Genomic DNA, 13393 nt, shown 5'->3' on the forward strand with positions numbered 1-13393 from the left:
ATCCGGCCGTGGCCGTAGCTTGAGCAGGACGCCCGGTAAGGCCGCTGTGCATCCGGCAGGGTTGCTTCTGTCGATCGCGCGGCGCGGCGCCGTCGCCGGAGTAGCGGGCACGCAATGATGCAAACGACCCGGACTCGGCCTAATCGAGCGGACGTCGAGAGGTGCTCAGTTGGTGAACATCGGTACCCTCCAGAGCCAGCTCGACAGCCTCGGGGTGTCGCTGGTCTTCGACGACGACACCTCCCTACCCGGATACACGCGCCAGCTGCAGACCCAGCTGAAGATCGAGCGGCAGTACCGGGCAGCGCTGTACGTGCATCACCTGCATGCCACCCAGACGTTCCTGACGAAGACGCTTGCCGATCCGCCCGGGCGCGGGCTCGGGTCGGCGGCCTACCCGTTCGTGAAGCCGGCGCTCGCTCAGGGCAGCCTCCTCAACGACCTGGCCGGCAGCCTGGACGAATGGATCTGCAGCGCTGTCAACCAGGAGATGGCCGCGACCGGCGCGACAACGTATGAGGGCTGGTTCGACACCGACGTCTTCGCCGGCACGCACACCTACAAAGACAACGTCACCGCGTTCTTCAACAAGTACCCGCTCACCAGAATCGCCCTCGATAGGATCGCCGAGAACTTCCAAAGAAACCTCAAGAAGGCCTGTCAGCGAATCATTGACGACCGCAAGGCCATTACCGAACTGTTCTCCGACAAGTACCCCCGTCTGACGCTGGACGCCCTGCGCGAGATCTCGTCGACCGGGTCCGACTTCCACAAGGGCGGCCAGCAGGTCCTGATCCTCACCTTCGACACGCGGTCGTTCTCCGGCTTTGCCCTGAAGACCTCAACGCTGAAGCTCGTCTACAAGCCGGCCGACGTCGAGATCGACTGCCTGATCATGGGGGACTCCGCCGCGGTCAACCGTGCGAGGGCTTCACCCGACTTTCCCCCATTCATGGAGCGGAGCCTAGTCGAGATCTTCAACGCCGAGGTCAGAGCTAGCCGCGTCGCCGGGCTCGAGGAGCTGCCCTCCTACCGGATCCTGCCGCGCACGACGACGTCCGGGAGGGGTGCGCCCGCAGGCCTGGTACAGGACGCCTACGGCTATATCGAGCACCTCGGCTACGCGCTCACCGGGATGGGCTGGCATTTCTTTAACTACTACCCGCTGGGCGCCAGCGACTACCTGATCTTCCCTGGTCAGGCCAAGGACCCGATCGTCAACAAGTTCTACCGCCAGTGCGGGCAGCTGCTGGCCCTGGCGGTCACGTTCTCGCTCACCGACCTGCACTGCGAAAACGTGAGGGTGACGGGCTATCAGCCGCACCTCATCGACCTGGAGGCATGTCTCACCCGCCCGTGCAACGTCGCCGGCACGCTGCTGCTAGACCCCGAGAACGGCGGCTTCAAGGTCGAGCGCTTGCAGGGCCATAAGCGGCTGTGGGGCGTTGCCTCGGGCAGCCCGCCGCATATCGGGTTGTGCTACCCGATCAAGTTGTTCCAGAACCGGCTCTGGGAGCAGCACCCGAACCGGGAGGCGGTGCCGATCCACCCCGCGCTGTTGGCGGGGCTGAAGAACGGTATGAACACGCTGCGGGCGATCCAGCGCGATAGAGGGTTCAAAGCGTGGTTCAAACGGTGCGACAACGTGCTCGTCCGGGTGCTGCCAGTCGGTACGCAGACGTGGAAGGAGGCACGCCAAGAGGTCTACGCCCCGGACGGCCCTCGGCCGGCGGTGCTGGACAGCAGGGTCAATACCGTGATGCGCAATAAGCTCACCGACGTGTTCGCGGAGTATCGGAGGGACCGGACGACCGATCCGGACGTCGATCCCTACTTCGTCGCCATGACGGCGCCGCAGGCGGCGACCGACATCAAGAACTTCGACATCCCGGTCTTCTACCACCGGATCGGCTCGATGGACCTGCTCGACTCGATGGGTGAGGTCGTGTCAGTGCCGTTCCAGGTGACGGTCAACAACAACCAGCCGCCGCCACCCACGGTCCAGCAAAGCACCAACCCGCGTCGGCTGATCTACTTCGCCGCGTCGCCCGCCTGTGTCAAGCAGGTCGAAGCGCTCGACGATACGAACAAGTTCGAAGCCCGCGTCGAGGCTTTGATGGAGGAGGTGACGACAATGACGGGTTTGACGCTCCCGAAGGACAACAAGAACACCCCCATGGTGTCGAACAAACGCGGGGCGCTCGCCTGATGGCGGAGATCGACGACATCATCGCCACTGTCGAGGGCCTGCCCGTCGCCCAGGACGGCTCGCTGACCCTGGCGGCGGCCGACTTCGCCGGCATCGACGTCGTGGGCGCCTTCTTCACGTCGGTCATCGGCGCGCAGTCGTACACCCTGGCCGACGCTAGCCGGACGTCTGGCAGCGGGACAATCACCGTAAGGGGGACAGCGGAAGTGCTCGGCTACGCGGGCGTCGCCGCGGCCGTGACCTTCGCAACGACCACTGGCCAGGACGGCGCGGGCCCCGCGCCGCCGAACGGAGTGGGTGTGACCGTCTCGGTCACCGGCACCCTGGTCTCCGGCACGCCCACGCCGCTGCCGATCGTCTCGTGGATCGACATCGTCGACGTCAGCGTCTCGGCGACCGTCGCCGAGCCGTACAACGCCGTCAGCTACAGATTCGCCGCCTCGATCGTGCTTAGCGGCGAAACGGCCGGCTCGATTCCCATCACGATCTCCCGGCGGGACGGCGGGCCGTGGACCTTCCAGGCCGCCGACGCGGCGGGGCATCCGGTCACGCCCGGCCAACTCGTCGCGCTGCTCGGGGGGCAGGCGCTGGAGCAGTTCCTGCCGTCGGAGCTGGTCAGGATCTTCGAAAATCTCGCAATCAGCAGCCTGTCGATCACCTTCGACGCCACGGCCGAGACCGTCACCGAGATTGGCGTCGGGCTCATGGTAACGAACGGATGGACCCTGACGTCCGGCCTCGTCCTCGACCCGAATCTGCACATCGCGCTGACGCTGCGGAACCCGACCGACGACGCCACCCGCGACGCCACTGCGGTGGTGACCGGCACGGTCGAAATCGACGGGACAAAAGTCCCGGTCTTCGTCCAGGCCGACGTCTCGGCGGGCGGGACGAGCAGCTGGCTCGTCGGCCTCGACCCGGCCACCAGCGGTGTGACGCTGCCCAGCCTTTCGGGGCTGTTCACGCTGGCTGGCGGTTCCGGCTTCACCAAGAGCCTACCGGGCGCACTTGCGAACCTGCCCTGTATTCAGATCGACCCGCTGCTGATCGGCTTCACGCTCAGCCCGCAGTCCCTGCGCAGTGTTAGGTTCCGTGCGACCACGACATCGACCTGGTCGATCATTGACGGATTCCTGACCGTCAAGCAGCTGGCGTTCGACCTGACACTCGCGGGCCTCGACGGGAACGCCAAGAGCGTCGGCGGCTCCCTGACCGCGGTGTTCGGCTTCACTGACGAGGCCGGACTGTACTTCGTGTGCCAGAAGGATCCCGCGACGGCGACGTGGGCCTTCAGCGGCGGCCTGCCGCCGGGAATGAAACTCAACCTCACGGATCTCGCCGCCAAGCTGTTGTCCAGATTCGTCAAGATCCCGGCCGCCGCGCCCGCGCTGGTTCTCGACACCGCCGCCCTGACCGTCGTGCCGGGCAAGTCGATGACCTTCACCGCGAGGTCGAACACGCCGTGGCCTCTGCTCGATAAGCTCGTATTCAACAGCTTCACACTGACATTCAGCTACACCAGCGGCGCGGCCACGCCGTTCACCGGCGTGCTGACGACGGCCATGATGGTGGCCGGGGTCCCACTCAAGATTTATGCGGGCCTCGACAGGTCGGGTGCGTGGTCGTTCAAAGGCACCACCGGGCACGGCGCGCAGATCGAGGTCGGCGACCTCATCACCGACCTCGCGGACAAGTTCGGCGTAACGGCCATTCCCTCTGACGCACTCGCAGGCCTCACGATCTCCGACATCGACGTCGCCTTCAGCTCGGGCACCACCGCGGGCAGCCCGACGGACTTCCACTTCCGCTGCGACGGCACGTTCCACATCGCTGGCGTCGAGCTCGACATCACGGTCGCGATCCACCTGGCCAGCGCGAGCTCCGGCTACACCGGCCAGTTCACCGGCACTCTCGCGATCAGGAAGGAGGACGCGACCACCGAGAAGCTCGACGTCACATTCGCCCGGGGGAAGCTGACCGCCGACTGGACGTCGGGGTCCGGGCACGGCCTGAGCCTGACCGACCTCGCGAGCTGCTTCGGGTTCGGCGACCTTCCCCCGATCCCGGCGGCGATTGACCTGACGCTGAAAACGATGACGTTCGTCTACGACGTGCCGTCGGCGGCTCTGTCGATCGCGGCGAGGACCGCTTCCGGTTACACCGCCGTCTTTGTCACCGCGAACGTGCCAGGCGGCGGGACGGCGCATCGGCGGTTCGCGTTCGCGGTCGACCTGCCGCTGAACGTGAGGCTCGCCGACCTGCCGGTGGTCGGCGACCTGCTGCCGGACGCCGGCCAGTACGGCATCCCGGAGTTCGGCTGCTGGATCGTGTCGGGCGACCTCGCTGGCACCGGCACCGCCTCCGACGCCGCGGTACTCAACGCGCTGATCCCGACCGGCTACCCGAGGCTGCCGCAGGCGCCGCTTGCGGGTGGGGTGTTGCTGTTCGGCAAGTTGCTGCTGGGCTCCGACACGATGCCGCTGGAACTGGCGCTGAGCGGCGCTTCGTCGGTGTCCGCCGCGCTCCTGGCCCCGGTGGCCGGGGCGGCGACGTCTTCGGCCCCGGTGGACGGCGCGGCCGCCGCCGCAAGCGGCAGCATCGTCTGTTCGGGCACGTCACCGGACGGGACTGTGTGGTACGACCTGCACAAGAAATACGGGCCCGTTTCCCTTGAGAAGGTGTGGATCCGCTACGAACGCTCAACCGACAAGGAGGGCGGGATCCTCCACGTCCTGATGAGCGCGGGGCTCGGTGTGGGGGGGCTGTCGATTTCGGTGCTCGGCCTCGGTGTCGGGTCGCCGCTTGTCACTTTCAGGCCTGAGTTCTCCATCGACGGCCTCGCCGTCAGCTACGACAACGGACCGGTTGAGCTCAGTGGCGCGCTGGTGGGCAGCACCGATCCGGTGGTCAACTTTTACGGGGAGCTCATCCTCGGGGTCGAGCAGTTGCAGATTGTGGCGCTCGGCGGCTACACCGAGGTGGAAGGGCAGCCCTCGTTCTTCCTCTACGCGGTGCTCGACTATCCGATCGGCGGTCCGGCGTTCTTCTTCGTTACGGGCCTGGCGGCCGGCCTGGGGTTCAATCGCAGGCTGGTTGTCCCGCCGGTCGGCCGGGTGGCGACGTTTCCGCTGGTCCAGTGGGCGCAGGGCGCGGGCAGTCCGCCGCCGATGGATGCCACCGCGATCGGTGACACGGTGAGGACTGTGATCGGCGAGCTGTCGGCCTCCGGTGTGGTGGCCCCGTCGGTGGGGGACTACTGGCTCGCGGTCGGGGTGCACTTCACCTCCTTCCAACTCGTCGACTCCTTCGCGTTGCTGACCGTCGGGTTCGGCAGCCGGTTCGAGATCGCGTTGCTCGGGGTGTCCACGGTGCAGCTGCCGCCCGCGCCGTCCCCGCCCGTGGCACGGGCCGAGCTGGAGCTGAAGGCGGCCTTCGTGCCGGCGGAGGGGCTGCTGTCGGTCAGTGGCCGGCTCACTCCGCAGTCGTTCGTGCTGTCCCGCGACTGCCACCTGACCGGTGGCTTCGCGCTCGCCATGTGGTTCAGCGGGGAGCACCAGGGCGAGTTCGTGCTCACCCTCGGCGGCTACGGTCCGCGCTTCCACCCGCCGTTCCACTACCCTGTGGTGCCCCGCCTGGATGTGAACTGGCAGGTCACACCGCAGCTGGCGCTCAAGGGCGACCTGTACTTCGCGCTGACATCCAGCGCGGTAATGACCGGTGGCGGGTGGTCCGCCGTATGGCAGAGCGGCGGCATCCGGGCCTGGTGGCAGGTCCAGGCCGACTTCCTGCTGGTCTTCGAGCCCTTCCACTACTACCTGTCGGCGGGGATCCACCTCGGCGCGTCGTTCACGGTCAAGCTGTTGTTCACCTCGTTCACCGCGAGCATCCACGCCGGGGTGGCCCTGGAGATCTGGGGCCCGGAGTTCGCCGGCCGGGCCACTGTCGATCTGTCCATCATCTCTTTCACGATCAGTTTCGGTGGCGGCGTGCCGGATTCCAGGACGACCATCAGCTGGGGCAAATTCCTGGAAAAGCTGATGCCGCAGAGCCCGGCGCCGCAGGTGGCCCGGTACGGCCCGCTCTCCCGGGGACGAGACGCTCTCCAGATGATGGTCGCGGCGGGCGGGGGCTTGCCTGGCACGGCCGACGAGACCACCGAGGACAAGGCGCCTGGCATCGTCCAGATCGTGGTGCAGGGCGGCCTTCTCAAGCGGCTCAGCGACACCGACGGCGAGCTCAACTGGGTGGTCAACGGAGAACAGTTGCGGCTGGTTACCCAGTCGGCCGTGCCCACCAAAGACTGGACCTTCAGCCACAACATGCAGCTCGCCTCCGGCGTGCCTGAGCCGAACACGGACTTCGGTGTCGGCCCGGTGGGAGTGGGCAGCGGCGACTTGACATCCACCCACGTCATCGAGATCGCCACGAAAGAGTCGAGCCTGTTCCAGGCTTCCCCCGTGCTGGGCAACGTGCCCACCGGACTGTGGCAGACCCGCCGGTTCGACGGCAAGGGTGTGCCGGTCGGACTGGACCCACTCAATTCCACCACTGTGGATGGGGTCTATGTCGGTTTCGCCATCACGCCATACAGCGCCGTGCGCTCCCGCACGTTGCCCATCCGTGTCGAGGATCTCGATTACACCGTCGTCGCGCCGAGCCAGACCTTCGCTTGGACCGATAGCGCCGGCCCGGCGGCCGATCCCTTCGACGAGCAGACCGTGTGGGGCACGATCGGCGCCGCCGGACCCACGGCCGTCCGTACCCAGCTTGTCGCGGCCATCGCCGCGCAGGGATACCAGGTCCCGCACGAGGATCAGATCGACGTGACGGAGCTGTTGACGCAGGCCGCCTATGACCTGCTTGCCCGCCCGGTTCTGCGGCTACTGGGGGAGCAGCGATGACTGCAACCGGTCGGGCCGAGCCGGCCGCCGCCGTGCGCACGGTGGCGCCGTCCGGGCGGCTCGTGACGTTCATCCAGAACGAGGAACCCGCCATCAAGGCCGGCAAGTACACGATCACCGCCAAGCAGATCACCAATCAGCAGCAGGCCGCCTTCGTGCAGACCCGCCGGTTCGCAGTGGCCGGCGAGCGGTTCTCCATCGACCCCAAAGAGCTGGCAGGGGTGTTCCCGCCCGACCTGGCCGCCGGCGAGCTGAGCGGCGTCCTGCCGCACGTGCTCCTCAGCCGGCGCACGCTGCCATGGGAGCGCACCTCGGTACCGGGCGACTCCACCGCGCCGTGGCTGGCCGTCCTGCTCATCGATGACGGTCAGGCCCCGGTTCCGGTGCGGCGCACAGCCAGCGACCTGATCCCGGCAGGGACCACGATCACCGTGGCTGGCTCGTCGGTGACCGGGACCGGGGCGCTGCCCGCGGATTTCGCCTCGTGCCCGGGCCTCAACCCGCTGGACTACGGGGAGACCCCCGACGACGCCTGCATGACGATCGACCTGGACGCCGCGCTGTTCAGCTCGATCGCGCCCGCCAGAGCCGACCTGCCGTTCCTGGCGCACATCCGGGAAGCCGACACGGTCGACACGCAGGACACCGTGCAGGACACCAGCTCGCTGGCCGTGGTGCTCGGCAACCGCGTCCCGCAGGACGGCATCACCGCCTGCGCGTACCTGGTGTCGCTGGAGAACATGGCTCCGCTGCTTCCCGCCGCCGACGGCAGCCCGGCACCAGCCCTCGACGGGATCACCACCGTGCGGCTGGTCACCTACCGCTGGTGGTCGTTCACCGCCGCCGCCCAGCAGGCCGCCACGTTCGCCCAGCTGCTGGAGGGCGTCAACGCCGCACCAGACGACCAGGACGGCACTATCTCCAGCCTGCAGCTGCCCTTCACCGGCCCACGGCCGACCGCGGCACAGGTCCAGCAGGCGCTCAACGACCAGGCAGACGGGCATCTGACCAGTGCGCAGGCCATCACGCTGGCAAACCACGCGTTGGCACTGGGCTATGTGCCGCTGACCCACCGGCTGCGCCACGGCGGCCGGACCGCCTCCTGGTACCGCGGCCCGCTGACGCCGCTCGCGGTGACCACGACGGTGGCGACCCCGGCCTCCCGCCCGGACGCGGTCACCCGCTACGACCCGCAGACCGGCATGTTCGACGTCTCCTACGCAGCCGCATGGCAGCTCGGGCGACTGCTCGGGCTGCAGAGCCGGAGCTTCGCCGTGGCGCTGTACAACTGGCGCAGCCGGCTGCGCACCACGGCCGCGGCCAGGGCCGACCAAGCCGCCTGCGAGCAGGTGCTGACCGGGGCGTTCGAGAGCGTACTGGGCTCCCGCGCCGCCCGACTGACCTTCGCCGACCCACAGCCGCCTGACCCGGTCGTGGACTGGCTCGCCCGGCTGGCGCTGCTGGACGGCGTGCCGTTCAGCTACCTGGTGCCCGACGAACGCATGCTCCCGCCCGAGTCGCTGCGCATGTTCCACCTCGACCGTGCCTGGAGCGACGCCCTGGTGGACGGCGCGCTCAGCATCGGCCGGGCCGGGGCCCACACCAGCTTCGACGCGGCCCCCCAAGACGCGGTACGCACGCTGGTACGCGACCGCGGACGGCAGATCCGCCCCAATCCGCTGCCCGCCCAGGCCCCCGCCGACAGCGCTATCACCGGGTTCCTGCTGCGCTCCGCGGCGATCGCCGGTTGGCCGGCCGCCGCGGCCGCGGCCTGGGCCGACGTGGACCGGCAGACACCCCTGAACGTGCTGCGATCGGTCCGCCTTGGTACCGATGTCCTGCTCTGCCTGTTCGACGGGGTGGTCGAGGTGGCCGCCCTGCACGAGCCACCGGGACAGCTGCACTGCGGGGTCGAAGGCAAACCGGGCAACCTCACCACCACGCTGCGCCAGGTGAATGGCACCACACCCGGCCGTCAGTACGGCCCGTCACAGGGCCAGGCACCGGTCCCGGCCCGCACCGACCATCGGACACTGCAGGTCGCAGTCTGCGCCACCGGCATCAAGGACGTTCTGAACTCGCGATTTTCACAAGGGCTGAGCGTGTTCACCTCAGCGGAGTTCGCGCTGCAACTGGTACAGGGAGTGGTGGAAGTTGAGTTCCGCCGAAGCAACTGAAAACACCACGACACTGGTTGTGCCGGTCGACGTGGTCGGCCTGTGCGTCGGCGAAGACGACGAGCAGCAGGCGACCAGCCAGTTCGCCGGAGCCACCGCCGTCTACCAACAGCAGGCGACGCACACACACGCCGCCTTCCTCGGCGACAACGTCACACGAGGCTTCGATGACCCGCCGTGGCACCAGCTCGAGTCCGGGGTGCACCTGCACTGGGCCCTGCCCGACGGGCTCACCCGGGGCGGCGGCCCCGGCGCCGAGCTCGACTTCCCAGCCGTGCCCAACCGCTGGCTGGTGACCCGCATTGTGATCGAGGGCACCGCCCCGGTCACCCGCTCGTGGCTGATCGAAAGTGACGCCCTGGCCGCCGACCCGCCGCCCGCGGGCGTCTCGTCGGTCACCCTGCCGGTCCGGCCGAGCCCGCAGCTGCCGCAGGCGTTCGGCTACCTTGGCCGGTCGCACGACGTCAGCCAGGGCTGGTCCTCGCTGCGGGCAACCAACGGCCCGGCGATCACCGAGGCGGCGGGCACCCCGCTCAACGCGGTCTGCAACGGCGAGGTGGGCTTCGCCGCCTACTACCCGAGCTGCCGCGGCGTCTTCGGCTTCCGGGACGCCCTGGATGATCTCACCCCCCCGGCCACGCAGCCCGCGCAGCTGGCGTACAGCATCATCGGCTGGTACCACGACCCGGATACCGACCCAGTGACCCCCGATGCCACGCCTGAGCAGCTGGAGACGGCGCGGGGCTGGACATTCACACCCGCCGACCAGGCCCTCTCCGGCAGCATCTACGCGGGCGTGCTGCAGGGAATCGGCTGGAGCCCGCATACCGCTTACATTCACGGCCAGCAGACCCGGCAGCCGCTGCAAGCCCAGGCGGCGATCGGCAACACCGCCACCGAGGCGCTCGCCGCCTACTTCACGGCCCAGTACCAGCCCGGCCTGTCGCTGTTCGAAACCCTCCTCGAAGCCCTCCAATCGGGGCTGATCGAGTCCTTCACACAGCCGACCGCAGGCGGCTTGACCCGGCTGCTGGAGCGGCTGCACGACCAGCGCCTCGCACGAACCGCCGGCGGAACCGTTTACTCCATCGTCTCCGCAGACGACTCCTCATCCGACCCCAGCGAGCTGATCAACGTGCCCGCCCCGCTCGCAGCCGACCTCGACCAGCTCAACGTGCTGCGCCGGCACGCCGACCAGTGCGCCTTCCACACCGACTGGTACCGCTGGCAACTGTTCGCCGACTGGTACCGAATCTTCATGGCCGCACCCGACCAGCAGAACGACGCCTACGCGATCGCGCAGCAGCGCTACGGAGACTGGGAGGCGCTAGCCGGCAAGCGCGACGAGTTGGCCACCGCGGCGAGTACCCAGTACACCAAGGTCTCCCACCAACTCGGACCGAACATGCGGCTACGAGCCAGGCCAGCCGAGCCGTTCGTCCAGCCGACCGACCCCGCCGTGCTCATCACCGGTGACGCCGTCAGCTTCCCGGCGCGCTACGGCGGCGACGGGCGCTTCGCCACCGACGGCTACCTGCAGTGTCGCACCGCCAGCCAACTCCTGACCGCCCTAACGGTGGGGAAGACCACACTGACCGCCGACTCCCTGACCGGGATCGTGGCACCCACTGGACTGCCCACCCCGGGCCTGCTCACCGCGCTGCTGCGGGAGGCCTGCCTGCTGTCCACAACGCTGCTGGCCAACCTGACCGGGCATAGCGCGACCACCCTCCAAGGCGCCCTCGAGCGCAACTTGGAGAACCAGGAACAGAACACCTGCACCCCGACCGGGACACCGCCCTCGCCGGTCGGTGTCAACTGGTGGACGCCTGATCAGTGGCTGCCCCTCTTCGCCTACTGGAGCGTCGACTACCTGCCCCTGCAGCCGACCAAGTCCGGCGGCACATCGGTCGACTACGACACCACCGTCATCAATGCCAATTTCCGCCTCGATCAGGACGCGGGCGGCACGCTGAACTACGCCCCATCCGGCGACCCCGGCAGCATCACGGTCGACCCGGCCTCCGCAGAATTCCCCCAGCAATACACGGGGAGCGGCAACCTCACCACGACCCCAGCCCAGCACCTGACCCAGGCGCTGACCGACCACCTGGCCACACACTCGGACACCACGCTCAGTGCCATCCTCTCCGAGCTGACCTCGGGGGCCGGCTTCGTGGTCACGTCGCTGAACGGACTGACCGACGCCCTCACCATGCGCCAGCGCGGCGTGCAACTCGGCGTCCGGGTCCCGAACGGCAGCGACTACCAAGACCTCACCCAGACTGTCGCACCGATCATCGGCGACGCGCCGCAGGCGGGCGGCCCCGGCTTCGGCAGCCACTTCAACCCGCTCCGCGCGGGCTACCTCAAACTCTCACTCACCCTCGTCGACGTCTTCGGCCGAAAACGCGCCGTGCAAATCCCGCAGCTGACCTGCGCCCAGTCCATGACGACCGTCTCGAACGGCAAGAACGTCCCGTCGGTGGCCTGTCTCCCGCCGCGGATCGCCCAGCCGAGCCGACTGGCGTTCCACTGGCTGGCCACCGACGGTACCGGGACCGAGGAGATGACCGGGAATCCGGCCGTCTCGCCGGTCTGCGGCTGGTTGATGCCGAGTCACCTCGACGACTCACTCGCGCTCTACGACCAGCAGGGCCGTCAGCTGGGCACCCTGTTCCTCACCCACGGCGACAACGCACCAGTGGGCTGGCAGCCGGCGCCAGGCAACGCCTCGACACTGGGCCAGGACCTGGCCACCACCATGGCCTACCAGAACCCGCAACTGCGCCAGGTTGCCACGGCTCTGGGCGGGCCTAAGGCGACCGCAGCGAACTTCACCGCGATGGTGCAGTTGATCGACACGGTCGGGCAGACCATCGAGCCGGGCCCGCTGCCGACCGACAGCGACCTGTCCTTGCTCGTCGGACGGCCAGTCGCCATCGTGGCGGCAGCATTACGCCTGGAACTGCAGGGCGCAGCCCATATCGACCTCGGCTGGGACCGGGTAGGCAATGACTCCGACGCCGGACTGACCCAGGTTGGCTTCCCGGTCATCCTCGGCGACCTGGCCAAACTGCATGACGGGCTCATCGGCTTCTACAAACAGGCCACACTGGGCGGCGACTACGACCTGACAACTTTCTACTCCCAGGGCGCCGATCCGGCGGCCACCAGCGGGATCGTCCGCCCGGCTCAGGACACGCTGCACCTGACGCCCACACCGCCGCTCGACCCAGAAGGCAGGCAGGAACCGCCCGACCTGACGCCGTACACCCAGCGGGTACTGATGCTGATGGACCCACGCGCCCACGTGCACGCGACCACGGGAATTCTGCCCACGGCCGCGTTGAGCCTGCCTCCCGACCAGAGCCAGGCCGCCGTGAGCGCACTCGACCTGTCGCTGTTCGCCGCGCCGGTGCTGCGCGGCGCGGGCGGACTGGCCATCCCCACCCCGGCCGCGAGCGGCTACACCATCTCCTACGTCGAGACCAGTCAAGACGACCAGGGCCACCCCGACTGGGCGGTGACCGCGGACATCACCACGCCGTCGGGTGAGGCGGTGTGGGCGTACACACCGCAGGAGGTACGCGAGGGCTGGCTGCGGCTCAACCCGATCCTGATGGAGTTCACCCTGACCGACACCACCGGCCGACCGACGGTCAAGGCCAGCCGGTCCAACGCGCTGACCCTCACCGTGACCAACCACGCGCAGCGGTCGGTGACGTTCCAGCCGGGCACGCCCGTCAGCGAGGGCACGGCCCCGGCAGGATCCGTCTTCTATCTTCACTTCGGCACACTCGTCGCTCAGGACGCGGTACCCGGAATCACGCTCAGCGCGCCCGGCTGGGCCTTCCAGAGCTTCTCCAGCGTCCAGTACGGCGCTTATTGGGCTGCGGCGCCGACCGTCGCGGTCACCCTCGCCCCGGCGGACCGGCTGGAGATCGCCGTATCCGGCCTGGTGCCCAGCTCCTCCATCAGCCAGGCGCAGGTCTGGGCCGACTACTACGCGATCGACGGCATCGACGACGGTGTCTTCACCCACACGCTGACCGTCCAGCAGACACCCGCGCCATCACCCCGCTGAGGCCCTTTGTCCCAGCTTC

General features: G+C 68.3%; 4 protein-coding genes. All 4 read left to right on the top strand.

The window, feature by feature from the left end; genetic code table 11:
• Positions 1 to 172 precede the first annotated feature (172 nt).
• From AB0G35_RS23755 to AB0G35_RS23770, 4 genes are read left to right on the top strand one after another with little or no spacing between them, the layout of a single operon-like run.
• A complete protein-coding gene (locus AB0G35_RS23755; protein ID WP_360952884.1) occupies positions 173 to 2209 on the top strand; it encodes a DUF4135 domain-containing protein in 2037 nt (678 codons plus the stop codon).
• Complete coding sequence (locus AB0G35_RS23760; RefSeq protein WP_360952887.1) at positions 2209 to 7110, top strand: DUF6603 domain-containing protein; 4902 nt, start codon at positions 2209 to 2211, stop codon at positions 7108 to 7110. Before AB0G35_RS23755 ends, AB0G35_RS23760 begins: the two co-directional genes overlap by 1 nt.
• Positions 7107 to 9287, top strand: a complete 2181-nt coding sequence (locus tag AB0G35_RS23765; protein ID WP_360952890.1) for a hypothetical protein — start codon at positions 7107 to 7109, stop codon at positions 9285 to 9287. The genes AB0G35_RS23760 and AB0G35_RS23765 overlap by 4 nt, the downstream gene beginning before the upstream one ends.
• On the top strand, positions 9265 to 13374 hold the full coding sequence (locus AB0G35_RS23770) for a hypothetical protein (protein ID WP_360952893.1): 4110 nt from the start codon (positions 9265 to 9267) through the stop codon (positions 13372 to 13374). Before AB0G35_RS23765 ends, AB0G35_RS23770 begins: the two co-directional genes overlap by 23 nt.
• The last annotated feature ends 19 nt before the right edge of the window (positions 13375 to 13393 follow it).

It is taken from the genome of Streptomyces sp. NPDC021749 (genome assembly GCF_040640655.1).
GTDB lineage: Bacteria > Actinomycetota > Actinomycetes > Streptomycetales > Streptomycetaceae > Streptomyces.